The 21,330-nt window shown below is 69.1% G+C and carries 25 protein-coding genes; 15 read left to right on the top strand and 10 right to left on the bottom strand.

Features of this window, described 5'->3' with window-relative positions; all coding sequences use genetic code 11:
- Positions 1 to 49: 49 nt before the first annotated feature.
- Positions 50 to 880, top strand: a complete 831-nt coding sequence (locus tag ACIQNU_RS03030; protein ID WP_401360267.1) for an alpha/beta hydrolase — start codon at positions 50 to 52, stop codon at positions 878 to 880.
- Here ACIQNU_RS03030 and ACIQNU_RS03025 read toward each other — a convergent pair.
- Positions 877 to 1,548 carry a TetR/AcrR family transcriptional regulator C-terminal domain-containing protein gene (locus ACIQNU_RS03025; RefSeq protein WP_401360265.1) on the bottom strand — a complete coding sequence of 224 codons (672 nt, stop codon included), beginning with the start codon at positions 1,546 to 1,548 and terminating at the stop codon, positions 877 to 879. The two genes, ACIQNU_RS03030 and ACIQNU_RS03025, sit on opposite strands and share 4 nt — an antisense overlap.
- Before the next feature lie 72 nt (positions 1,549 to 1,620).
- Here ACIQNU_RS03025 and ACIQNU_RS03020 point away from each other — a divergent pair, with 72 nt between their 5' ends.
- Positions 1,621 to 3,036, top strand: coding sequence for an FAD-dependent oxidoreductase (locus ACIQNU_RS03020; RefSeq protein ID WP_401360263.1), 1,416 nt, complete (start codon positions 1,621 to 1,623; stop codon positions 3,034 to 3,036).
- On the opposite strand, the gene ACIQNU_RS03015 is transcribed toward ACIQNU_RS03020, so the two are convergent.
- On the bottom strand, positions 3,021 to 3,941 hold the full coding sequence (locus ACIQNU_RS03015; RefSeq protein ID WP_401360261.1) for a helix-turn-helix transcriptional regulator: 921 nt from the start codon (positions 3,939 to 3,941) through the stop codon (positions 3,021 to 3,023). The genes ACIQNU_RS03020 and ACIQNU_RS03015 overlap by 16 nt on opposite strands.
- 218 nt (positions 3,942 to 4,159) lie before the next feature.
- Here ACIQNU_RS03015 and ACIQNU_RS03010 point away from each other — a divergent pair, with 218 nt between their 5' ends.
- The 3 genes from ACIQNU_RS03010 (at position 4,160) to ACIQNU_RS03000 (ending at position 7,029) form a co-directional block, all read left to right on the top strand.
- Positions 4,160 to 5,518: an MFS transporter gene (locus tag ACIQNU_RS03010; protein WP_401362403.1), complete on the top strand. Its 1,359-nt coding sequence runs from the start codon at positions 4,160 to 4,162 to the stop codon at positions 5,516 to 5,518.
- A gap of 110 nt (positions 5,519 to 5,628) precedes the next feature.
- Positions 5,629 to 6,750: a serine hydrolase domain-containing protein gene (locus ACIQNU_RS03005; protein WP_401360259.1), complete on the top strand. Its 1,122-nt coding sequence runs from the start codon at positions 5,629 to 5,631 to the stop codon at positions 6,748 to 6,750.
- A 72-nt stretch (positions 6,751 to 6,822) separates the two neighbouring features.
- Entirely contained in the window at positions 6,823 to 7,029 is a 207-nt protein-coding gene (locus ACIQNU_RS03000) for a hypothetical protein (protein ID WP_401360256.1), read from the top strand.
- A 42-nt stretch (positions 7,030 to 7,071) separates the two neighbouring features.
- Here ACIQNU_RS03000 and ACIQNU_RS02995 read toward each other — a convergent pair whose 3' ends face one another.
- Both ACIQNU_RS02995 and ACIQNU_RS02990 read right to left on the bottom strand, forming a co-directional pair.
- A complete protein-coding gene (locus ACIQNU_RS02995; protein ID WP_401360254.1) occupies positions 7,072 to 8,115 on the bottom strand; it encodes a hypothetical protein in 1,044 nt (347 codons plus the stop codon).
- Positions 8,112 to 8,549, bottom strand: coding sequence for a GntR family transcriptional regulator (locus ACIQNU_RS02990; protein ID WP_401360251.1), 438 nt, complete (start codon positions 8,547 to 8,549; stop codon positions 8,112 to 8,114). The genes ACIQNU_RS02995 and ACIQNU_RS02990 overlap by 4 nt, the downstream gene beginning before the upstream one ends.
- A 77-nt stretch (positions 8,550 to 8,626) precedes the next feature.
- Between ACIQNU_RS02990 and ACIQNU_RS02985 the strand changes: the two genes are divergently transcribed.
- The 3 genes from ACIQNU_RS02985 to ACIQNU_RS02975 are packed head-to-tail and all read left to right on the top strand — an operon-like array spanning position 8,627 to position 10,595.
- Positions 8,627 to 9,376, top strand: coding sequence for an ABC transporter ATP-binding protein (locus ACIQNU_RS02985; protein WP_401360248.1), 750 nt, complete (start codon positions 8,627 to 8,629; stop codon positions 9,374 to 9,376).
- Positions 9,373 to 10,176 (top strand): ABC transporter permease, encoded by an 804-nt coding sequence (locus ACIQNU_RS02980; RefSeq protein ID WP_401360246.1) that lies wholly within the window; start codon positions 9,373 to 9,375, stop codon positions 10,174 to 10,176. Before ACIQNU_RS02985 ends, ACIQNU_RS02980 begins: the two co-directional genes overlap by 4 nt.
- A 44-nt stretch (positions 10,177 to 10,220) precedes the next feature.
- Positions 10,221 to 10,595: a hypothetical protein gene (locus tag ACIQNU_RS02975; protein ID WP_401360243.1), complete on the top strand. Its 375-nt coding sequence runs from the start codon at positions 10,221 to 10,223 to the stop codon at positions 10,593 to 10,595.
- 100 nt (positions 10,596 to 10,695) lie between these two features.
- Here the strand turns inward: ACIQNU_RS02975 and ACIQNU_RS02970 are convergent, their stop codons facing one another.
- Positions 10,696 to 12,078 carry a glycine--tRNA ligase gene (locus tag ACIQNU_RS02970; protein ID WP_401360240.1) on the bottom strand — a complete coding sequence of 461 codons (1,383 nt, stop codon included), beginning with the start codon at positions 12,076 to 12,078 and terminating at the stop codon, positions 10,696 to 10,698.
- 213 nt (positions 12,079 to 12,291) lie between these two features.
- Between ACIQNU_RS02970 and ACIQNU_RS02965 the strand changes: the two genes are divergently transcribed.
- The 4 genes from ACIQNU_RS02965 (at position 12,292) to ACIQNU_RS02950 (ending at position 15,629) form a co-directional block, all read left to right on the top strand.
- Positions 12,292 to 13,266, top strand: coding sequence for a metal ABC transporter substrate-binding protein (locus tag ACIQNU_RS02965; protein ID WP_401360238.1), 975 nt, complete (start codon positions 12,292 to 12,294; stop codon positions 13,264 to 13,266).
- 79 nt (positions 13,267 to 13,345) lie between these two features.
- Entirely contained in the window at positions 13,346 to 14,146 is an 801-nt protein-coding gene (locus tag ACIQNU_RS02960; RefSeq protein WP_401360236.1) for a metal ABC transporter ATP-binding protein, read from the top strand.
- A 9-nt stretch (positions 14,147 to 14,155) separates the two neighbouring features.
- Positions 14,156 to 15,127: a metal ABC transporter permease gene (locus ACIQNU_RS02955; RefSeq protein WP_401360233.1), complete on the top strand. Its 972-nt coding sequence runs from the start codon at positions 14,156 to 14,158 to the stop codon at positions 15,125 to 15,127.
- 76 nt (positions 15,128 to 15,203) lie between these two features.
- Positions 15,204 to 15,629 carry a transcriptional repressor gene (locus ACIQNU_RS02950; RefSeq protein ID WP_401362400.1) on the top strand — a complete coding sequence of 142 codons (426 nt, stop codon included), beginning with the start codon at positions 15,204 to 15,206 and terminating at the stop codon, positions 15,627 to 15,629.
- A 94-nt stretch (positions 15,630 to 15,723) separates the two neighbouring features.
- Here the strand turns inward: ACIQNU_RS02950 and ACIQNU_RS02945 are convergent, their stop codons facing one another.
- The 4 genes from ACIQNU_RS02945 to ACIQNU_RS02930 all read right to left on the bottom strand — a co-directional run bounded on the left by ACIQNU_RS02945 (position 15,724) and on the right by ACIQNU_RS02930 (position 19,449).
- Positions 15,724 to 16,557 (bottom strand): isoprenyl transferase, encoded by an 834-nt coding sequence (locus ACIQNU_RS02945; protein ID WP_401360231.1) that lies wholly within the window; start codon positions 16,555 to 16,557, stop codon positions 15,724 to 15,726.
- 53 nt (positions 16,558 to 16,610) lie between these two features.
- Positions 16,611 to 17,360: a DNA repair protein RecO gene (gene recO / locus ACIQNU_RS02940; protein ID WP_401360228.1), complete on the bottom strand. Its 750-nt coding sequence runs from the start codon at positions 17,358 to 17,360 to the stop codon at positions 16,611 to 16,613.
- A 96-nt stretch (positions 17,361 to 17,456) separates the two neighbouring features.
- Positions 17,457 to 17,891 carry an SUKH-4 family immunity protein gene (locus tag ACIQNU_RS02935; protein WP_401360226.1) on the bottom strand — a complete coding sequence of 145 codons (435 nt, stop codon included), beginning with the start codon at positions 17,889 to 17,891 and terminating at the stop codon, positions 17,457 to 17,459.
- 67 nt (positions 17,892 to 17,958) lie between these two features.
- On the bottom strand, positions 17,959 to 19,449 hold the full coding sequence (locus ACIQNU_RS02930; RefSeq protein ID WP_401360224.1) for an RHS repeat-associated core domain-containing protein: 1,491 nt from the start codon (positions 19,447 to 19,449) through the stop codon (positions 17,959 to 17,961).
- A 121-nt stretch (positions 19,450 to 19,570) separates the two neighbouring features.
- Here ACIQNU_RS02930 and ACIQNU_RS02925 point away from each other — a divergent pair, with 121 nt between their 5' ends.
- The 3 genes from ACIQNU_RS02925 to ACIQNU_RS02915 are packed head-to-tail and all read left to right on the top strand — an operon-like array spanning position 19,571 to position 20,841.
- Positions 19,571 to 20,023, top strand: coding sequence for an SRPBCC domain-containing protein (locus ACIQNU_RS02925; RefSeq protein WP_401362397.1), 453 nt, complete (start codon positions 19,571 to 19,573; stop codon positions 20,021 to 20,023).
- Complete coding sequence (locus ACIQNU_RS02920; protein ID WP_401360221.1) at positions 20,020 to 20,370, top strand: ArsR/SmtB family transcription factor; 351 nt, start codon at positions 20,020 to 20,022, stop codon at positions 20,368 to 20,370. Before ACIQNU_RS02925 ends, ACIQNU_RS02920 begins: the two co-directional genes overlap by 4 nt.
- A 27-nt stretch (positions 20,371 to 20,397) precedes the next feature.
- Entirely contained in the window at positions 20,398 to 20,841 is a 444-nt protein-coding gene (locus ACIQNU_RS02915) for an SRPBCC domain-containing protein (RefSeq protein WP_401360218.1), read from the top strand.
- Here the strand turns inward: ACIQNU_RS02915 and ACIQNU_RS02910 are convergent.
- A complete protein-coding gene (locus ACIQNU_RS02910) occupies positions 20,838 to 21,323 on the bottom strand; it encodes a hypothetical protein (RefSeq protein WP_401360215.1) in 486 nt (161 codons plus the stop codon). The two genes, ACIQNU_RS02915 and ACIQNU_RS02910, sit on opposite strands and share 4 nt — an antisense overlap.
- Positions 21,324 to 21,330: the final 7 nt, after the last annotated feature.

Genomic DNA, 21,330 nt, shown 5'->3' with positions numbered 1-21,330 from the left:
GTGGCACTTCTCCCACGAAGGTCCTTGAGGAACCTCCTAGGCTCGCGGCATGCCAAAAACTGACAGCGTGACGCTTCGGACACTGGACGGTCTGCACCTGGCCGGCACGCTCGTGAGCCCGGATTCGCCGACCTCCCGCGGCGTCGTACTCGTTCACGGCGGTGGTGTCACCCGTGAGGAGGGTGGGTTCTTCACGCGCTTGGCCGCGGGACTGGCTGATGACGGTGTGGCGTCTCTCCGCTTCGACATGCGAGGCCATGGCGAGAGTGAGGGCCGGCAAGAAGAGCTGACGCTCTCGACGGTCCTCAATGACATTCGTGTCGGCATCGCGTATCTGCGGAACGCCACGACCGCTCAGGAAATTACGCTGCTGGGCGCCAGCTTCGGGGGCGGCATCTGCGCGTACTACGCCGCCAAGCGTTCGGCTGATCTTTCGCGGCTAGTGCTGTTCAATCCCCAGTTGGACTACAAACGGCGCACCATCGACACCCGCTCCTATTGGGTTGACGATTCGATCAGCGAGGAAGCGGCACAGCAGCTCACCGAACATGGGTTCATCCAGTTCACACCGACACTGCGGCATGGACGGCCGCTACTCAACGAGGTGTTCTGGCTGCACCCGCACCAGGTGCTCGGCGAGGTACGGGCCCCGACGCTTATCGTGCATGGCACCGAAGACACTTTTGTGCCCATCAACTCGTCACGGTCCGCCGCACAGCTTTTCCGCGCCCCCTGCGAACTCATCGAGATCGAAGGATCACAGCACGGATTTGCCGTGCACGACGATCCAAAATATCTGAACCCACAGAGCCAGGAATGGCAGTCGTTCGTGATTCGCACCGTAACGGAGTGGCTGACCCTGAACCTTTCGCGAGATTAGGCTAGGCCGTCCGAGGCGAGGTCAACCCCGTACCGCCCCCCAACCCCCGCGATCACCACCTCCAACCCCTCCCCGAAATGCCGGTCGTAATCGGTGAAGATCTCGGTGCCCGCAGCCGCCGACAGTGGGTAGTCGGTCAGCATCCTTGCGCGTTCGCCCAAGTCATAGCCCTCGCGCCGCTCGCCCGGCAGTGGCTGTACGCCCTGTTCCTCCGTGACGTAACCCAGCGTGTAGAGGTACGTCGTCGTGAGCGCGCGGGCCGCCTGGGCGAGGGTGAAACCGGTCTCCGTGAAGAGGCGCAGGTTGTCCTCCATCTGCTCGGCGTGCTCGATGCCTGTGAAGCGTGAGCCGCTGAAGACCTTCGCGCCGTCCCGGTAGCCGAGGAGCGCGTCCCGCAGACCGTGGTTGGACTTGCGCAGGCGCTCCTGCCAGTTGTCGGCGGCATCGAGGGGCGTCGCGGCGACCATCCGGCGGTACATCTCCGTCGCCATTTCGTCCAGCAGCGCCTGTTTGTTCTTGAAGTGCCAGTACAGGGCCGGAGCTTTGACGCCCAGTTCGTCGCCGATGGCGCTCAGCGTCAGGCGGTCCAAGCCCACCTCGTTCAGAAGGTTCAGGGCGGTGTCCGCCACCCGTTTGCGGTCGAGCGGCACCCGTCGTCGCGTGGTCACGCTTGACAGCTTAACGCCATTAAGGACATGGTCGAGAGCGACGGAACTTAATGACGTTAAGGAGAACCTCGGATGATCGACGTACTCGTCGTCGGCGCCGGGCCCTGCGGCCTCGCCCTCGGCATCGACCTCGCCCGGCGCGGCGTGGACGCCCTCGTCGCCGAACGGGCCGGCACCCTCTTCCCCGGCTCGCGCGGCAAAGGCCTCCAGCCCCGCACCCTGGAGGTCTTCGACGACCTCGGCGTCCTCGACGCGATCCGTGCGGCCGGGGGCGCCTACCCGGTCGGCATGGTCTGGCGGGACGGGCGGCGTGCGGGCGAGCACCGGATGTTCGAACCGGCCGAGGCGAGCGAGGACTCGCCGTACGCCGAACCGCTGATGGTGCCGCAATGGCGCACCCAGGAGATCCTTCACGCACGGCTGACGGAGTTGGGCGGGCGCGTCGCCTTCGGGCGGGAGGTGATCGGCCTCAGCCAGGACCCGGACGGTGTGACCGTGCGCTTCGCGGACGGACCCGACGTAAGGGCCAAGTACGTGGTCGCCGCCGACGGAGGCCGCTCCACCCTGCGCCGCACCCTCGGCATCGGCATGACCGGCGAGACGGTCGACCCGAGCCCCACCCTCGTCGCCGACGTCCGCCTCACCGGCCTCGACCGCGACAACTGGCACCTCTTCCCGCCGGACCCGACCGGAGACGGCGACGGAACCGTCGGCTTCCTGGCCATCTGCCCGCTCGCCGGCACCGAGGACTTCCAGGTCGTGGCGCGCTTCCCCGAGGGCACCGCCGTGGACCTCTCCCTCGACGGCGTACGCAAGGTCGTCGCCGCCCGCTCCCACCTCGCCCCCGACGACGTGACCGAGGTGCGCTGGGCCTCGGACTTCCGGCCGCGCGCGGCCCTGGCGGACCGGTTCCGCGACGGCCGGGTCTTCCTCGCCGGAGACGCGGCGCACGTCCACTCACCGGCCGGCGGCCAGGGCCTCAACACCGGCGTGCAGGACGCGTACAACCTGGGCTGGAAGCTCGGAGCGGTGCTGCACGGTGCCGCACCCGTGTCCCTCCTCGCTACCTATGAGGAGGAACGGCGCCCCATCGCCGCCGACGTGCTCGGCCTGTCCACGAGCGTCCACCGGGGCGAGACCCGCCGCGGCGACGCGACCCGCCAACTCGGCCTGGGCTACCGGGATTCCTCCCTCAGCGAGGAGACCCGTACGGCGAACCCCGGCCCGGTGCGGGCGGGCGACCGCGCCCCCGACGGGACCGTGGCAGGGGTACGGCTGTTCGAGGCGTTCCGGGGGCCGCACTGGACCCTGCTGGACGTGACCACGGGCACGGCTCCCGAGATCTACGGCACCGGAGTCTTCCTCATCCGCCCCGACGGTTACGTAGGTTGGGCGGGCGCCACATCGGACGGGATGGCGGAGTACGCGGCACGCGTCGGCGCCAAGGAGCCCCGCCCGGTCTCCCACCCGCCCTACGACACCCCCTGAAGCGTCAGCTCATACAGCTTCTCCAAGCCCCGGCGCGACTCCTCGTCGGCAGGTACGTACGTCACCATGCGCGGCCCCGTCGACGGGCCCAGCCACAGGTCCGTGTGGTCGAGGTTGAGCAGCCCGACCTGCGCGTTGAGGAACTGTTTGCGCTTGCCCCGGTTGTCCACGACCTCGTGGCGTTCCCAGATCTCGCAGAACTCCGGTGACGCCGTCTGGAGTCGCTTGAGGAGGACCTTCCAGGCCGGTTCGGCGAGGTGCTGCGCCATCGAGGCGCGGAACTTCGCCGCCATGAGCCGCGCGGTCTCCTCCAGCAGCGGGATCGAGGCCCGCCACTGCTCATTGGTGAAGATCATCAGCATGCAGTTGCGGTCCTCGGGAGGCACCGAGTCCAGGTCGCAGAGCAGCCGCCCGTAGGTGCGGTTGTACGCGAGGATGTCGTACCGGCTGTTCTGGATGCACGCGGGGATCGGTTCCAGTTGCTCCAGCATGGTGCGCAGCGCGGGCGTGATCGAGGGGCACGGGGTGCGGGGCGCCGGGTCGACGGCCGCCGCCAGGTTGAACAGATGCGTCCGCTCGCTGGTGTCGAGCAGCAGGGTGCGGGCGACGGCGTCGAGGACCTGTGCCGAGACCTGGATGTCCCTGGCCTGCTCCAACCACGTGTACCAGGTGACGCCCACGGCCGACAGATGCGCGACCTCCTCGCGGCGCAGCCCCGGCGTACGGCGCCTGCGTCCGCGCTCCAGGCCGACCTGCTCGGGGCTGATCCGCTCGCGCCTGCTGCGCAGGAACGCGGCGAGTTCATGGCGGCGGATCTCCGCGCGCGGGTCGTACACGTCCTGCGGAAGCGACTCCCCCGTCAAGGTCACCGCAGCCACAGGCACCAAGTTCTGTTTCGGGGTCATGACTCCAGCGTGCCCCACCGCCGAGCCTGTTTCCAGGTACTTCTTCTACCAGGATAAACACACTCTGGTACCAGGCTCCGACCAGGACAACCCTGGTCGTCGTGAGTGAAACCGGAACTCTCCCGAACCAGCAGAACCAGCCGAACCAGCAGAGCACCCGACCCCGTACCGCCACGGGGACCGGCGCACCGGACTCCCCCGGCCTCGGCGGCCTCGGCCTGTTCACCGTGCTGCTCGGCGCGGCTCTCCCCCTGATCGACTTCTTCATCGTCAACGTCGCCCTGCCCACCATCGGCCGCGACCTCGCCGCAGGACAGGCGCTCCTCGAACTGGTCGTCGCCGGGTACGGCGTCTCGTACGCCGTGCTGCTCGTCCTCGGTGGGCGGCTCGGTGACATGTTCGGGCGGCGCAGACTCTTCATCGCCGGTATGGCCGCCTTCGGGATCACCTCGCTCGCGTGCGGTCTGGCGCCCGACGCGTGGTCGCTCGTGGGCGCCCGGGTCGCGCAGGGCGCCGCCGCCGCGCTGATGCTGCCGCAGGTGCTCGCCACCATCCAGGCCGCGACCCACGGCCCCCGCCGGGCCCGCGCGATGGGTCTGTACGGGGCGACCGCCGGGCTTTCCATGGTCGCCGGGCAGATACTCGGCGGGGTCCTGGTGGCCGCCGACATCGCGGGCACCGGCTGGCGCGCCGTCTTCCTCGTGAACGTACCCGTCGTCCTCGCCGGTCTGCTGCTGGCCGTCCGCGCGGTGCCGGAGACCCGGTCCCAGCGGCCCGCGCCCGTCGACGTACCGGGCACGCTGCTCCTCGCCACGGCGCTGCTCACGCTGCTCGCGCCGCTGACCGAGGGGCGGGCCGCCGGGTGGCCGGTGTGGACGTGGGTGGCGCTGGCCGTGTTCCCGTTCGCGGCGTGGGCGTTCTACCGCGTCGAGCGGCGCGCGGACCGCCAGGGCCGTACGCCGCTGGTGCCGCCGAGCCTGTTCCGGCTGCTGTCGCTGCGGCGCGGTCTGGTGATGATCGTGCCGTTCTCGATCGGCTTCAGCGGCTTCATGTTCGTGATCGCTGTGGCCCTCCAGGAGGGCGCGGGGCTCGGTCCGGTGCCCGCCGGCCTGGCGCTGGTGCCGATGGCGGTCGTCTTCTTCGCGACCTCGCTGGCCGGTCCGCGTCTGATCGCCCGGTACGGGACGCGGGTGGTGACCGCGGGTGGCGTCATCCAGGGCGTCGGTGTGGCGCTCCTCGCGCTCGCCACCTGGCGGGACTGGCCCGACCTCGGGATCCTGTCGCTGATGCCGGGCGCCGCGATCGCCGGGATGGGCCAGGCGCTGCAACTCCCCGTCCTGTTCCGGATCATCCTCTCCGAGGTGCCGTCCGACCGGGCGGGCGTGGGCAGCGGCGTCATGATCACGACCCAGCAGTCCGCCCTCGCGCTCGGCGTCGCCACGCTCGGTTCGCTGTTCCTCGGCCTGACACCGGGGCTCGGGATGCGGGACGCGCTCGTCGTGACGCTGCTTGTGCAGTTGGGCGGGGTGGCGCTGACGGCGCTGCTGAGTCTGCGGCTGCCGAGGCAGATCGCCTGAGGTCCTCGGCGAAGGGGCGCGACGGTACCGATGAGTCGGGGGCCGCTCCCGGGTCTGTACTGCGAGGGTGCGCCACAGGGGCGGCCCCCGCCCGAAGGGACCACACCACGATGGCCGACCTCCAGAAGGACCTTCAGCGGACTGTCGACGAGTTGGTGGAGTCCGGCGCGGAGCGCGGTGTCCAGGTCGCCGTCCACCGGGACGGTTCGCTGATCGCCGAGGCCGTCGCCGGTCTCGCCGATCCGGCGACCGGACGCGAGGTCACCCCGTCGACGCCGTTCTACAACTACTCGATCGGCAAGGGCGTCGCGTCCACGGTGGTCCATGTCCTGGTCGAACAGGGGCTGTTGGACTACGGCACGCGGGTCGCCGATGTCTGGCCGGAGTTCGCGGCGCACGGCAAGGAGGGTGTGACGGTACGGCATGTCCTGACGCACACGGCGGGCGTACCGGCCATTCCGCTCGACACGACCGTCGACAACCTCTGCGACTGGGAGCACATGTGCCGGGTGATCGCCGACGCCGAGTTGTGGTGGAAGCCGGGGACGAGGACGGGCTATCACGCGTACACCTTCGGTTATCTCGTCGGCGAGGTGGTCCGCCGGGTCACCGGGCGGGGCATCTCCCAAGTGCTGCGGGACGAGGTGGCGGGGCCGCTGGGCGTCGCCGACGAGCTGTACTTCGGGATGCCGCTGCCCGAGCAGGCCCGTCTCGCCCGCCTGGAGGACGCGCCGTCCGATTTCGACATGTCCCAACTTCCGCCGGAATCGCCGATGTTGAAGGCGGGCCCGGTGTCGACCTTCCCGACCGCCGCACTCGGCAACCGCGCCGACGTGCTCGCCGCCGACATCCCGGCGGGCGGCAAGATCACGGCCCGCGCCCTGGCCCGGATGTACGCGGCGCTGCTCGGTGAGGTGGACGGGGTCCGGCTGGTGTCTCCCGAGCGGCTGCGCGAGGTGACGTCCCTGGTGGTGCGCGCCGACGACGAGATCTTCGGCAACCCGGCCTCCTGGGGCCTCGGTTACTCCCTCGGCGCACTCGACGGCCGCCCGGGACCCCGCGCCGACGGCACCACGGTCTTCGGCTTCGGCGGGGCGGGCGGCAGCTTCGGATGCGGCGACACGGGGACCGGCACGGCGTGGGCGATCACCAAAAACCGCCTCACTCCGGACTTCTCGTCGGCCACGCTCGTAGGCGAGTTGGTCACGCGCCATACGAAGTCCACCTGTTGATGTTGAGGTTGCTGCACACTTCTGGCGGGCGACTGTCGGGGAACTCCGGCGCGGGCCTCGCGAGGAGGAGCCATGCTTCAGACCAACACGAGCAAGGTGAGCCGCTGGGACCAGCACGGCCGCGAACACACCGTCCGCGTCCGCCGCACGGGTGTCCAGCGAACGATCAAGTGCGATACGTGCGGCTGGCAGAAGAGCACGCAGTTCCTGCCGTGGCTGAAGGCGGAGGAGCACCTGGCGGAGGAACATCAGGCGACGGTGGATCCGACCGAATCGTGACCCCGTAAACCCGTGACCCCGTAAACCCCTGACGCCGTCAACTCACAGAGCCGTGAACGCCAGTACCACGACCGTCACCCCGCCCACCGCCACCCACGTCACCCAGTGCCCCAGATTCATCGTCCAACTCGCGCCGCCCGCCCGCTGGTGGACGAAGACCGACGGGTCCGTGCGGTTGGCGTAGACGAAGCCGCCCAGGTGCCAGTGGCGGTCGTCGTCGCGCTGGACCAGCGGGGACGCCGGGATCGGGTCCTCGTCGGGGAGGGGCGGGAGGCGGTGGCCTGCCTGGCCCACCTTCGCCTCCAGGGTCAGCCAGATCAGCGCGGCCACGATCAGGGGTGCGTAGGCGAGAGGCGCTGTCCAGCGGGAGGGCGTCCAGAGGTCCCAGTCGCGTAGCGCCAGCAGGAGCAGGGTCACGGTGGTGCAGGCCGCCGTCGCGGCGAGGGCGGCGACCGTGCGGCGGAGGTACACGCGGTAGCGCCGCGCCGAAGCCGCCGGACGCGCGGCGTCCAGTTCCGGGCGGGCCCGGGTCACGACCGCCGCCGTGAGCGGCACCAGAAGTACCACCGCCAGTTGGGCGAAGACCGGCGCGAAGGCAGTCGTGAACGGCGCCCGCAGGTCCCCGTACCGCACCGCCCCCACCACCGCCGTCGCCACCGTCACCGCCGCCGCGGGCGCGAGCCACCACCACGGCAGCCGTACGCGGTCGGTCCGCAGCGAGGTGTCCGCGGTGACTCCCTGCCGGGTGCCCTCGTACCAGCTCCCCCGCTCCTTGGCCGTACGGATACGGGCGTGGGCCGCGCCGTACGCCACCGCGTCGGCGGCCACCAGCGCGAGCGGCACGGCGGTGGTCCACCACTCGGGGCGGTCGGGGGCGAGTACCGCGCCGACGGCGGCGACGGCGCCCAGGGCGAGGACCGCGCGCGCGTACCACCGGCGCTGCCCGGTCACCGCCGGGTCGCGCTCGCGGGCGGGCGGCACCCGGACGCCGAAGGGCAGCGCGGGGCGGGCCAGGACGGGCAGGGCGCAGGCCACCGAGGTCACCAGGGCGACGAGCAGGACGCGGGCCACGGGCAGCAGGGTCACTCCGACGCTCCTCGCGGTGCGGTGTCCGGTGAGGCTGGGGGTGGGGCTGGGGCTGGGGCGAACGAGTCGAGTACGTCGGCCACGCGGCCCCGCACCTCCTGCGGCTGCATCCCCTGCGCGGTCGCCTCGGCGAGCAGCGTGAGCAACCTGCTCTGCCAGCCGTCCGGGAAGCCCGCGTCGGGCGGACCGGAGTGCGGGTCGCGGCGGACGGCGGCGCCGCTCTTGCGGTTGACCCGGATCAGACCCTCGTGGCGCAGCAGGTCGTACGCCTTGTTCACCGTGTGGAAGTTGATGGCGAGGTCCGCCGCGAGCTGCCGCGTCGAGGGCAGGGCGGCACCGGCCGCCAGGTCGCCCGCGGCGATCGCTTCCACGATCCGGTCCCGGATCTGCTGGTAGATCGGCACCTCGCTGTCGAGGTCGAGGGTCAGTTGCACGCCCTGAACTATAGCTGTTATACAAGTCGTAGAACAGATGGCCAACCGCCGACAGCCACAGTCGAGAGGAGGCGCCCGTGCCCCGGCCCCCGATCCGTATCGAGGCCCACCGCCTCACCAAGCGCTTCGGCACCGTCGAAGCCGTCACCGACCTGACCTTCACCGCCGCCCCGGGCACGGTGACCGGCTTCCTGGGCCCGAACGGCGCGGGCAAGACCACCACCCTGCGGATGCTCCTCGGCCTGGTCCGCCCGACCTCCGGCACCGCCACGATCGGCGGCCTGCGGTACGCGGAGCTGCCCGACCCGCCCGGCACGGTCGGCGCGCTGCTCGACAGCGCGCACCTCCACCCGGCCCGCACCGGCCGCGACCACCTGCGGGTGTACGGCGCGATGGCGGGTTGCGACGGGCGGCGGATCGAGGAGCTGATCGCGATGCTGGATCTCGGGCCGTTCGTGGACCGGCCGGCCCGTGGCTACTCGACGGGGATGCGGCGCCGCGTCGGTCTCGCCACCGCGCTGCTCCCCGACCCACCGGTCCTGGTCCTGGACGAACCCGGCAACGGCCTGGACCCGCGCGGCATCGCCTGGCTCCGCACCCTGCTGCGCTCCCTAGCCGCCGAGGGCCGCACGGTCCTGGTCTCCAGCCATGTGCTCGGCGAGACACAGCAGTTGGTGGACGACGTCGTCATCATCGACTCCGGCCGGCTGGTCGCGCAGGGCCCGGTCGCCGAGCTGACCCGGGACGGCACCGACCTGGAACAGCTCTTCCTGCACGCCACCGGCGGGCACACCACAGGCGGGCACAGGGAAAGGGGGCACATATGAGAACCGTCGAGTTGCGCCGGCTCGTCCGCGCCGAGTCCCTGCGGCTGCTGACGACCGCGCTGTGGAAGTGGGCGCTGCTCGCCGCGCTGGTCTGCGGCGGCGGCCTGACCGCCCTCACGGCGTTCACCGGCCCGGAGAACTTCGACCCGCCGCTGCCCGCCCTCGGCACCGACGAGGGCCTGCGCACGGTACTCGGCCTGCCCGCGCTGACCGTGATGGTCCCGGCGCTGTTCGGCGCGACGGCGATGACATCCGAGTACCGGCACTCCACGATCACGTCGACGTTCCTGTTCGCACCGCGCCGGCACACCGTTCTCACCGCGAAACTGCTCGTGCACGCGGCGGCCGGCGTGGTGTACGGGCTGGTCGTGGCCGCATCGGCGGCGGTCGGGCTGTACGCGGCCCTGGCTGTACGCGGAGTCGACGCCGACGCCTGGACGGTCGCCGGGCTGCTGCTCCGCGTGGTCGTCGCGATGGCCGTGTACACGCTCATAGGCGTCGGCGTCGGCGCGCTGATCCGCAACCAGACCACGACCCTGATCGCGCTCGGCCTCTACCTCTACTCGATCGAGTACGGGCTCGCGCTGATCCCCGGTGTGGGGCGCGTGTACCCGTACCTCCCCGGTGGCGCGACCGCCGCGCTCACCGACTTCACCCTGATCCGCGAGGCCGCAGCCGACGCCTCCCTCACGATGGCGGCGCCCCTGTCCCCGCTGTCCGGCGCGGCGGTCCTGGCGGCGTACGCCCTCGCGGCAGCCGCCCTCGCCGTCGCCCTGCCCCTGCGCCGCGACGTGACCTGACCCGATAACCCGGATGTGACGCCTGCTGAAAGGACGGTCCCACCATGGCCCGTATCGACATCACCCCCGACGGCATCGAGGTCCGCGTCGAAGGACGGCCGCGGCTGCTCGGCCGGTGGCGCCCGCTGGTCGTCCCGCGCGCGCACCTGCGCGCCGTGTACGCGGACGAGCGCGCCGGCGGGTCCTTCCCCGGGCTGCGCTGGGGTGTCTCCTCCTATGTCCCGGGCGTCCTCGCGCTCGGCTCGTTCCGCTCCGGCGGCCGACTGTCGTTCTGGGACGTCCGGGACCCGGCCCACGTGATCGTCGTGGAGCTGGCGGACGAGAAGTACGCACGGCTGGTCGTGGAGGTGGACGACCCGGCGGCGACCGTCGCCGCGATCACGGCACTCATCGGCGACGGGGACCGCCGCACCGCCTGACACGGCCCCTGAACCCCGCGTACGCGAAAGGCCCCGGTTCCGCACCACGGAACCGGGGCCGATGTCGTACGGCCAGTCGTACGCGCGTACGACTAAATGATCAGGCGCCGATCAGCCGGGACGCGAGGTAGCCCTCGATCTGGTCCAGGGAGACCCGCTCCTGCTTCATCGAGTCCCGCTCGCGGACGGTGACCGCGTTGTCGTCGAGGGTGTCGAAGTCGACGGTCACGCAGAACGGCGTACCGATCTCGTCCTGGCGGCGGTAGCGGCGGCCGATGGCGCCCGCGTCGTCGAAGTCGATGTTCCAGTGCTGGCGCAGCGCGGTCGCCAGGCCCTTGGCCTTGGGCGACAGCTCGGGGTTGCGGGACAGCGGCAGGACGGCGACCTTGACGGGCGCGATGCGCGGGTCGAGGCGCAGCACCGTGCGCTTCTCCATCTTGCCCTTGGCGTTGGGCGCCTCGTCCTCGACGTACGCGTCGAGCAGGAAGGCGAGCATGGTGCGGCCGACACCGGCGGCGGGCTCGATGACGTACGGGGTCCAGCGCTCGCCCGCCTCCTGGTCGAAGTAGGAGAGGTCCTGGCCCGACGCCTTGGAGTGCGCGGAGAGGTCGTAGTCCGTGCGGTTGGCGACGCCTTCCAGCTCACCCCACTCGCTGCCGCCGAAGCGGAAGCGGTACTCGATGTCGGCGGTGCGCTTGGAGTAGTGGGAGAGCTTCTCCTGCGGGTGCTCGAACCAGCGCATGTTCTCCTCGCGCAGACCGAGGCCGGTGTACCAGTTCCAGCGCTGCTCCATCCAGTACTCCTGCCACTTCTCGTCCTCGCCCGGCTTGACGAAGAACTCCATCTCCATCTGCTCGAACTCGCGGGTGCGGAAGATGAAGTTGCCGGGCGTGATCTCGTTGCGGAAGGACTTGCCCATCTGGGCGATGCCGAACGGCGGCTTGCGGCGCGAAGTCTGCTGCACCTGGGCGAAGTTGGTGAAGATGCCCTGCGCCGTCTCGGGCCGCAGATACGCGACGGAGCCGCTGTCCTGGGTGGGGCCGAGGTGCGTGGCGAGCAGGCCCGAGAACTGCTTCGGCTCGGTGAACTGGCCCTTGTTGCCGCAGTGGGGGCAGTTGACGTCGGCGAGGCCGTTCGCGGGGAGGTGGCCGTGCTTGGCCTCGTACGACTCCTCCAGGTGGTCCGCGCGGAACCGCTTGTGGCAGGAAGTGCACTCGGTGAGCGGGTCGGTGAAGGTGGCGACGTGGCCCGAGGCCTCCCAGACCTCGGTGGCCAGGATCACCGACGAGTCGATACCGACGACGTCCTCGCGGGACGTGACCATGTAGCGCCACCACTGGCGCTTGATGTTCTCCTTCAGCTCGACGCCGAGCGGCCCGTAGTCCCAGGCGGCGCGCTGGCCGCCGTAGATCTCGCTGCACGGGTAGACGAAGCCACGGCGCTTGCTCAGGCTGACGATGGTGTCGATCTTGTCGGCGGCCACGGTGCTCTCTTCATTACGACGACGACGAAGCGAATGCTTCAGAGCGGAATGCTTCAGGTTACCGGCGCCGGAGGGGCCCGGATCAAATCGGTTGGCCAACCGGTTGGCCAACCGATTGGTCAACCGACGGGCCCGTCGGCGGGAGGGCCGTCATCAGAGTGTGATCCGGCCGTTTATTGACAATCGTTTCCAGTTTTGTTGAAAATGGGAACCATGAACGTACGACGACGCCTCATATCCGGCACCGCGCTCGCGGCGGCCACCGCCCTGGGCCTCGGGGCCCTCTCCGCCTGCTCCACGTCGGACACCGGCGACGGCAAGAACGGCGCGAACGGCGGGAAGCTCGACGTCGTGGCGTCGTTCTACCCCCTGGAGTTCCTCGCCAAGGAGATCGGCGGGGGCCATGTCGCCGTCACGAGCCTGACCGAGCCCGGCCAGGAGCCGCACGACCTGGAGATCAGCGCGCGGCAGACCGCCCAGCTCCAGGAGGCGGACGTCCTCCTCTACCTCAAGGGCCTCCAGCCCGCCGTGGACGACGCGGTCCAGCAGTCCGGCGTCAAGAACAAGGTCGACGCGGCCTCGCTCACGACGCTGGAGAAGCACGGCGACGAGGTCGGCGGGCACGCGGAGGAGCACGACGACCACGGCCACTCCGCCGAGGGCGCCGGCACCGACCCCCACATCTGGCTGGACCCGGTGAAGTACGGCGAGGTCGCCCAGGGCGTCGGCAAGTCCCTGGAGAAGGCCGACCCGGACCACGCGACGGAGTACCGCAAGAACACGAATGCGCTGGTCAAGCGGCTCGACGGCCTGAACACGCAGTTCAAGGACGGCCTGAAGGACACCACGTCGAAGGTCTTCATCACCACGCACGCCGCCTTCGGCTACCTCGCCGAGCGCTACGGCCTCACCGAGGAGGCCATCAGCGGTCTCGACCCCGAGAGTGAGCCGAGCGCCGCCCGGGTCAAGGACCTCCAGAAGATGGCGAAGGCGGACGGCGTGACCACCGTCTTCTACGAGACGCTCGTCTCCGACAAGACCGCGAAGACCCTGGCGAACGACGCCAAGTTGAAGACTGATGTACTCGACCCGCTCGAAGGCATCACCGACAAGTCCAAGGGCAGCGACTACTTCCAGGTCATGGAATCCAACCTGGCGGCGCTGCGGACGGCACTCGGCGCGAAGTAGCCGGAACACGGAAACGCCGGAACACGGGAACGCCGGAGTACGGGAACGCCGGAGCACGGGAACAAGGAGGGCGCGAGCCATGGGCGACAACACCGGGGAGCCGGGCATAGCGGAGCGCGACGAGCCCGTCGTGGCCCTGCGCAAGGTCACGGCGGAGCTGGGCGCGCGCCCCGTGCTGCGCGGGATCGACCTCACCGTGCACCGCGGTGAGGTCGTCGCCCTGCTCGGCGCGAACGGCTCCGGCAAGTCGACCGCGATCCGCACGATCATCGGCCAGGTCCCGGTCACCGGCGGCACGATCGAGCTGTTCGGCACCCCGCGCCCCCGCTTCCGCGACTGGTCCCGCGTCGGCTACGTACCGCAGCGCACCACCGCGGCCGGCGGTGTGCCCGCGACGGTCACCGAGGTCGTGTCCTCCGGACGGCTGTCCCGCGCCCGCTTCGGCGTCCTGCGCAAGGCGGACCGCGAGGCCGTACGGCGCGCCCTGGACCTGGTCGGTCTGGCGGACCGCGCCAAGGACTCCGTGAACGCCCTCTCCGGCGGCCAGCACCAGCGCGTCCTGATCGCCCGCGCGCTCGCCTCCGTACCCGAGCTGCTGATCATGGACGAGCCGATGGCGGGCGTCGACCTGGCGAGTCAGGAAGTCCTCGCGGCGACCCTGCGCGAGCAGGTCGCGTCCGGCGCCTCCGTCCTGCTCGTACTCCACGAACTCGGCCCCCTGGAGCCGCTGATCGACCGCGCGGTGGTGCTGCGCGACGGCTGCGTCCTGCACGACGGCCCACCACCGCACGCCGTCGGTCAGCACGCCCTCCCCGGCCACGACCACGTCCACCCGCACACCGCCGACGCGCAGCCGGTCCGTACCGGCCTGCTGAGCTGAGGACCCGCCATGGAGATCCTGAACTACGCCTTCATGCAGCGGGCCCTGCTCGCCGCCGTCCTCGTCGGCATCACCGCGCCCGCCGTCGGCATCTACCTCGTCCAGCGCCGCCAGGCCCTGATGGGCGACGGCATCGGCCATGTCGCGATGACCGGCGTCGGCCTCGGCTTCCTGCTCTCCGCCAACCCGGTGTGGATGGCGACGGCCGTCGCGGTGCTCGGCGCCGTGATCATGGAGCTGATCCGCTGGTACGGCAGGACGCGCGGCGACATCGCGCTGGCGATGCTGTTCTACGGCGGTATGGCGGGCGGCGTGATGTTCATCAACCTCGCGCCTGGCGGCTCGAACGCGAACCTCAGCTCGTACCTCTTCGGCTCGCTTTCGACGGTGTCCGAGGAGGACGTCCTCGCGATCTGCCTGCTCGCGGCCTTCGTCGTCGCCGTCACGCTGGGTCTGCGGCGGCAACTGTTCGCCGTCAGCCAGGACGAGGAGTTCGCGCGGGTCACCGGGCTGCCGGTGCGCGCCCTGAACCTGCTGACCGCGGTGACCGCCGCCGTGACCGTCACCGTCGCGATGCGGGTCGTCGGGCTGCTCCTGGTGAGCGCGCTGATGGTGGTGCCGGTGGCGGCGGCGCAGCAGCTCAGCCGCAGTTTCGCGGCGACCTTCGCGATCGCGGTGGCGATCGGTGTCGCGGTGACGCTGGGCGGCACGGTCACCTCGTACTACCAGGACGTGCCGCCCGGCGCGACGATCGTGCTGCTGACCATCGCGGTGTTCATCGCGCTGACGCTGCTTGCCACGCCGGTGGCGCGGCGCCGGGCGAGAGCGCTGGCGGCGGCCGAGGCGGCGGGGGGCGGTGGCGGGGGCGGCGCAGCCGCCGATCCGACGGAGTGCGCGATTCCGGGTACGGGGTCCGGCACCGCGCCCGGCCTTGGTCGGATCGAAGTCGACGATTCCGTGGTGCCGACGTCCCGCGGCTGAGCGGGTGGGGGGCGACGTACGACACTCCGACTACCCGGGCCTGGCACAATGGCCGGGCAGGAGACATGAGGAGGCCATCGTGACAGCCCCGGTTCGAGGCAGGTCGACCCGCCAGCGCGCGGCCGTGGCGGCGGCGCTCGACGACGTGGATGAGTTCCGCAGCGCTCAGGAGCTGCACGACATGCTCAAGCACAAGGGCGACTCGGTGGGCCTGACCACGGTCTACCGCACGCTCCAGTCCCTCGCCGACGCCGGCGAGGTCGACGTCCTGCGCACCTCCGACGGCGAGGCGGTCTACCGCCGCTGCTCCACCGGCGAACACCACCACCACCTGGTCTGCCGGCTCTGCGGCAAGGCCGTCGAGGTCGAGGGCCCGGCGGTCGAGAAGTGGGCGGAGGCCATCGCGGCGGACCACGGTTTCGTGAACGTGGCGCACACGGTGGAGATCTTCGGGACGTGTGCGGAGTGTGCGGGGGCGGGGGCCGCGGAGGCGGCGCGTTAGCGGACTCTTGAGGAGGACTCTTGAGAGGGACAGGGGCCCGTGCCATGCGGCACGGGCCCCTGTCGCTCTGTACGGGCGCTGTACGGGTGACGGATCAGCCCGCGTCCCCGGGGCTCGGTTCCTGCTGCTCGTTGGGGATGGCGCCGCCGAAGCGGCGGTCGCGCGAGGCGTATTCGAGGCAGGCGCGCCAGAGGTCACGGCGGTCGAAGTCGGGCCAGAGCACGTCCTGGAAGACCATCTCGGCGTAACTGCTCTGCCAGTTCAGGAAGTTGGAGGTGCGCATCTCGCCGCTGGGCCGCAGGAACAGGTCGACGTCCGGCATGTCCGGGTAGTACAGGTACTTGGCGAAGGTCTTCTCGTTCACCTTGTCCGGGTCGAGCTTTCCGGCGGCGACATCGCGGGCCAGGGCCTGGGCGGCGTCGGCGATTTCGGCCCGGCCGCCGTAGTTGACGCAGAAGTACAGCGTCAGGGCGTCGTTGTCCTTGGTCTGCTCCTGGGCGACCTGAAGCTCCTGGATGACGGACTTCCACAGCTTGGGCATCCGGCCGACCCAGCGGATACGGATACCCATCTCGTCCATCTCGTCGCGGCGGCGGCGGATGACGTCACGGTTGAAGTTCATGAGGAAGCGGACCTCGTCGGGCGAGCGCTTCCAGTTCTCGGTGGAGAAGGCGTACAGGGAGATGTTCTTGACGCCCATCTCCAGGCACCCCTTGACGACGTCGAGCACGACGGCCTCGCCGACCGTGTGCCCTTCGGTACGGGGAAGGCCGCGCTCCTTCGCCCACCGCCCGTTGCCGTCCATGACGACGGCGACGTGCTGCGGGACCAGTTCGCCGGGAATCTTCGGCGGTCGGGCGCCCGAGGGGTGCGGGTCGGGCGTCTTGTACTCGGGGCGGGACCGTCCGAGGATTCCGCGTCGTGCCATGGTGAACAGCTCTCCTAAGCTCTGCTCTGACGTCTTGGTTCTCTAGCTCATCTTCAGCTTTTCTCCACGTACCGCAGGGAGCGCAGGCCGCGCTCCAGATGCCAGTGCAGATATGCCGACACCAGCCCGCTGCCTTCACGGACGTACCGCGGTTCGCACGCGTCGGCCGTGACCCAGTCCCCTGTCAGCAGGGCCCCGAGCAGTTCGAGGGCCCCTGGTGAGGGTACGACGCTGCCGGGCACCCGGCAGTCACCGCAGACACAACCGCCCGCGGCGACCGAGAAGAAACGGTTGGGTCCGGGCATTCCGCACTTGGCGCAGTCGCCGAAGCTGGGGGCGTAGCCGTTGACGGCCAGGGAGCGGAGCAGGAAGGCATCGAGTACGAGATGGGGTTCGTGCTCACCTCGGGCAAGGGTACGAAGCCCGCCGACCAGCAGCAAGTACTGCTGCACGGCGGGCTCCCCTTCATGATCGGTGAACCGCTCGGCGGTCTCCAGCATGGCGGTGCCGGCGGTGTAGCGGGCGTAGTCGGTGACGATGTCGCCACCGTAGGGAGCGATGGTCTCGCTCTGCGTGCACAGGGGCAGCCCGCGCCCGATCAGCTCGCTCCCGCGCGCGAAGAACTGCACGTCGACGTGGGAGAAGGGTTCGAGCCGGGCCCCGAACTTGGACTTGGTCCGCCGCACCCCGCGCGCCACGGCACGCACCCGCCCGTGCCCACGGGTCAGCAGCGTGATGATGCGATCGGCCTCACCCAACTTCTGAGTCCGCAGCACGACACCGTCGTCCCGGAACAGGCTCATGGGGTCATTGTCGCGTATGGCGGGGGGGTGCTGGGACGGAGTGGGGGGCCAATGACCGGCAGCCAACATCCTCTGACGTCTGGACAGGGTACGGCACTAGATGTAGTCGCCCATCGAGACCTCTGCCTCGAAATCGCTCCAGAATGTGCCGTCGTCAGCCGCGGGAGGGTCGATTGCATGGACAATCTTTTCGACCTCCAAGGCCGCAAGCGCCCACTCCTCAGGTTCCGCATCCTCCGCAGCAAACGGGTAGCGCGCCGTCAGAGATTGCACGCACCTATTGAACTGACTGATGGATGAGTTAGCGAAAACCAAGTCACTTGGACCGGGGCCAGCGAGCACTTTCCCTGTGCGCTGCTGAACGTACACCCGAACATCCTCGCCCAGATGCCAGAATTCCAACAGCACTTCCCCGCCACTGTCAATAATCACCTCAATCACATCTCGGGCCACATACCCAAAGAACTCCCGAGGAACCTCGATCGACGCCTCCCCGCCCGATGACCTCACTTCAGTGAGTTCATATTTCATTCCATGTCCCCAATTCTCAACATCGACACTCGCCTTACCTCTCGACCCAGCTACGGGCCCACTCGTTCTAGCGATTGAACAGTTTATTGACTGCGTCGGCAAGGTCGCTCGTGGCCTTCCTCTGCACCGCTTTGTCCGAACTCCAATCAAACGACCAGCTAATATTCCCTATGCCTGCATCGCTCAATTTCTTGGCACAATTATGCGAACCGTTACAAGGTTGCCGTTCGGAGTAGACTGCCACAATCCTATCCCCTGCGGCATCAAGAAGCTTCTCCTCGGCGTGCGGCCCTCCACCCGATCGCGCGACAATGACCGTCCCGTCCTTGAGCAACGCTGACGCATAATTTCCGTTTTTATCCTTTGCAATCAGACGCTGCAACTGAACAGCTTGACTTAGATGCCCCTCCCCATACTTCACCTTTCCCGTCAACGTGATTCCGCGTCCAGCGATCTGAGCCGCCTTCGCGGCATCCTCGCCCTTGTCGAGTGCCTTCGCCAGTGCCTTGAGCTTCCCTAGGGGCAGAAACCCGGCCATCAACCAGCCACACGAAGACAACTCATGCTCACTGACGCACTTTTTTCCATCCTCAATCGGGGACAGAGCAACGACAGCATTCTTCCATGCCTGCGCATTTTCTTTTACGCCACAGCGAACGTCCCAGAAACCACAGTCAGTCTTCCAAAGCTGATTCCATCCGCACCGGACATCCCAGAACCCGCACCCACCGGATTCATCGCTCTGCTGTACATAACCATCGCTGCCGGCCGGAGCGGTACCCGTTCCGCTTCCAGTTGATCCGCCGCCCGAAATGCCGCCGCAACTCGCTGAAAGGTTGCCCGTATAGCAGTTGTCGCTGCCAGGGAGTGTGTTCGTCGGGGGGTCGTGTGGGCCCTGGTCCGCCGGCATTTGGAGACCCGTGGGGTCGCTCGACGTGACCGGGGTGTTGTTGGCGTAGCTGTAGCCGTTCAGGGACTGGTGTTGGTCCAGCGTCAGGATCGGGTCCACGCTGATGAACTGGCCGATTCCCGGGTCGTATTCTCGGGCGCCCACGTGGGTCAGGCCCGTGGTCGCGTCTACCGGCTTGCCCAGGAAGGACTTGTCGTCCGGCCAGGTCGTGGGCTTTGTGCCCCTCGGGGCGCCGAACGGTGTCGTGTACCGCTTCGTGATCGCGTACGTCGTGGCGTCGAGTACGAGGCTCGACGTGCCGTGGTGGTCCGCCGCCAGGAAGGCGAGCTTCGTGCCGGTCGTACCCACCGTCGCCGTACGAACCGCGACGGTCTGGCCGTTGGCCACGTAGTAGCGCGTGCCGGACAGTGTCTTCGTCGTGCCCTTGGTGGTGAGGCGGACCTCCTGACCGCCGAGATACAGGATCGTGTCGCCGTCGCCCTTGGCCCGCCGGATCAGCAGCTCACCATTGGCGTCGTACAGATAGTCCGTCGTCGCCGTGGCCTCCGTCGTGGAGGCCAACTTGCCCTCGCTGTTCCATTTCAGGGTCTGAGCGGCCTTCACGCCCGGCCGCGTCGTCGTGTTTCCCGTGGCGCTGACCAACAGCACCTTCCCGCCCCCACCAGCCATTCGCAACCAAAAGTTGCACGACAGGTCCCGGTCGATTAACGTGAGGTGCAACCGAACATTGCGTATCGCGTAGGAAAGGTCAGGGAGACGGGTGACGCGTATGGAGTACGGGAGTATCGAGCGGGAGATTCATGTCGAGGCATCGCCCAATGTCGTCTTCGAGGTGGTCAGTCGGCCCGAGCACATCGCCGAGTGGTGGGCCGATGAGGCTCAGGTCGAGGCGGTGCCCGGTGCCGTCGGGGAGCTTGTCTGGGGGGAACGGGCCAACGTCCAGCCCATCCACGTCGTGAAGGCCGAGCCGCCCCATCTGTTCTCGTTCCGCTGGGGCTACCCCGACGGCAAGGTGGACGACTCCGCGCAGTCGCTCCTCATCACCTTCGAACTCACCCCTTCGGGCACCGGCACCAGAATCCGGCTCACCGAGACCGGGTTCCGCGAGATGGGCTGGGAGGCGGCGAAGCTGGAGGAGTACTACGGCGAGCACATCGTCGGCTGGGACACCTTCATTCCCCGGCTCGGCGCCTACATCGCACGGCTGGTGTCGAACCCGTGACCACCGCCGTGGACGACGACCTGTGGTCGGCGGTCGGGGATCCGACCCGTCGGCGGATGCTCGATCTGCTGCTGGCGGACGGCCACGGCACGGCCACCAGCCTCAGCGAGCACCTGCCCGTGACGCGGCAGGCCATCGCGAAACACCTCGGCGTGCTCGACCGCGTCGGCCTCGTGTACGCGACGCCCGCAGGGCGTGAGCGGAGATACCGGGTGGACGAGGCGCAACTCGCTCGCGCGGTCGCCCAGTTGTCCTCCGTGGGCGCGGCCTGGGACGCCAGGCTCCAGCGCATCAAGCGCATCGCCGAAGCCATCCAGCAACGTGACACACAGCAACCCCACACCTAGACCCCACACACGAAAGAAGGGTCGATCATGGTCGACATTCTGCACAGGGTCGGCATCGCCGCACCCGTCGCCGACGTCTACACCGCCCTGACCACCCCCGACGGCCTCGCCGGCTGGTGGACCACCGACACCCACGGCGAAGGCGACCGCGTCGGCGGTGTCCTCGCCTTCCGGTTCGGGGCCGGCGGGTTCGACATGAAGGTCCTCGAACTGGCCCCGGACAAGCGCGTGGTGTGGGAGGTGGTCGACGGGCCCGAGGAGTGGATCGGCACCCATGTGTACTGGGACCTCGCTCAGGCCGACGACTACACCGTCGTCCTGTTCAAACACCAGGGCTGGAAGGAGCCGGTGGAGTTCATGCACCACTGCAGCACCAAGTGGGCCCTCTTCCTGATGAGTCTCAAGTCCCTCATCGAAACGGGCAAGGGCGCCCCGGACCCCCACGACACCAAAATCGACAACTGGAACTAACGCTCCAAGCCCAACCACCCGCACCAGGGCGGGAGCCGGGCCACCTCCGGCGCCACGGCTTCCGCCGACTCGGCGAAGGCGTGGGCCAGGTCCGTCAGCATCGTCAGCAACCGGTCCCCGGGAAGGGATTCCACGGCCGGATCGGGGACCCATGACGTGCGGGAGGCGCACGCGATCTCGATGTCGGTTCCGGCCGGCGAGAACGTCAGCGTACGTTCCACACCCTGACTGGCGAGGTCCACCTCGAACGGCTCGCCCCGGCCCAGGTGGTCCAGCAGTTCGGGCAGGTGCTCCAGCAGTACGGAGGTGTCGTACCGGATGTCGAAGACCCACGCGTCGTCCCCGAACCCCCCGATCCGGAACCGGCAGTCGGTCTGCTCCAGCAGATCGCACACGCTCATCACCAGCAGCCAGTACTCGTCACCGTCCTCCAGAGCGACCGGTGCGAAACCCCATCCGGTACGCCGGCTCGGCGGCGTCATCGACAAA

Origin of the sequence: Streptomyces sp. NPDC091292 (genome assembly GCF_044757265.1) — a bacterium.
Classification (GTDB): domain Bacteria; phylum Actinomycetota; class Actinomycetes; order Streptomycetales; family Streptomycetaceae; genus Streptomyces.
Note: the sequence above shows the minus strand (reverse complement) of the source record. Positions and strands in the feature narration are given on the sequence as shown.

What these genes read in the sequence shown, in the direction of transcription:
- ACIQNU_RS03005 (WP_401360259.1), top strand. Translation starts at nt 5,629, where the DNA reads ATGGCCGACCTCCAGAAGGACCTTCAGCGGACTGTCGACGAGTTGGTG.
- ACIQNU_RS03030 (WP_401360267.1), top strand. Translation starts at nt 50, where the DNA reads ATGCCAAAAACTGACAGCGTGACGCTTCGGACACTGGACGGTCTGCAC.
- recO (WP_401360228.1), bottom strand. Translation starts at nt 17,360, where the DNA reads ATGAGCCTGTTCCGGGACGACGGTGTCGTGCTGCGGACTCAGAAGTTG.
- ACIQNU_RS02965 (WP_401360238.1), top strand. Translation starts at nt 12,292, where the DNA reads ATGAACGTACGACGACGCCTCATATCCGGCACCGCGCTCGCGGCGGCC.
- ACIQNU_RS02960 (WP_401360236.1), top strand. Translation starts at nt 13,346, where the DNA reads ATGGGCGACAACACCGGGGAGCCGGGCATAGCGGAGCGCGACGAGCCC.
- ACIQNU_RS02915 (WP_401360218.1), top strand. Translation starts at nt 20,398, where the DNA reads ATGGTCGACATTCTGCACAGGGTCGGCATCGCCGCACCCGTCGCCGAC.
- ACIQNU_RS03015 (WP_401360261.1), bottom strand. Translation starts at nt 3,941, where the DNA reads ATGACCCCGAAACAGAACTTGGTGCCTGTGGCTGCGGTGACCTTGACG.
- ACIQNU_RS03000 (WP_401360256.1), top strand. Translation starts at nt 6,823, where the DNA reads ATGCTTCAGACCAACACGAGCAAGGTGAGCCGCTGGGACCAGCACGGC.
- ACIQNU_RS02910 (WP_401360215.1), bottom strand. Translation starts at nt 21,323, where the DNA reads ATGACGCCGCCGAGCCGGCGTACCGGATGGGGTTTCGCACCGGTCGCT.
- ACIQNU_RS02980 (WP_401360246.1), top strand. Translation starts at nt 9,373, where the DNA reads ATGAGAACCGTCGAGTTGCGCCGGCTCGTCCGCGCCGAGTCCCTGCGG.
- ACIQNU_RS02945 (WP_401360231.1), bottom strand. Translation starts at nt 16,557, where the DNA reads ATGGCACGACGCGGAATCCTCGGACGGTCCCGCCCCGAGTACAAGACG.
- ACIQNU_RS03020 (WP_401360263.1), top strand. Translation starts at nt 1,621, where the DNA reads ATGATCGACGTACTCGTCGTCGGCGCCGGGCCCTGCGGCCTCGCCCTC.
- ACIQNU_RS02975 (WP_401360243.1), top strand. Translation starts at nt 10,221, where the DNA reads ATGGCCCGTATCGACATCACCCCCGACGGCATCGAGGTCCGCGTCGAA.
- ACIQNU_RS02925 (WP_401362397.1), top strand. Translation starts at nt 19,571, where the DNA reads ATGGAGTACGGGAGTATCGAGCGGGAGATTCATGTCGAGGCATCGCCC.
- ACIQNU_RS02935 (WP_401360226.1), bottom strand. Translation starts at nt 17,891, where the DNA reads ATGAAATATGAACTCACTGAAGTGAGGTCATCGGGCGGGGAGGCGTCG.
- ACIQNU_RS02955 (WP_401360233.1), top strand. Translation starts at nt 14,156, where the DNA reads ATGGAGATCCTGAACTACGCCTTCATGCAGCGGGCCCTGCTCGCCGCC.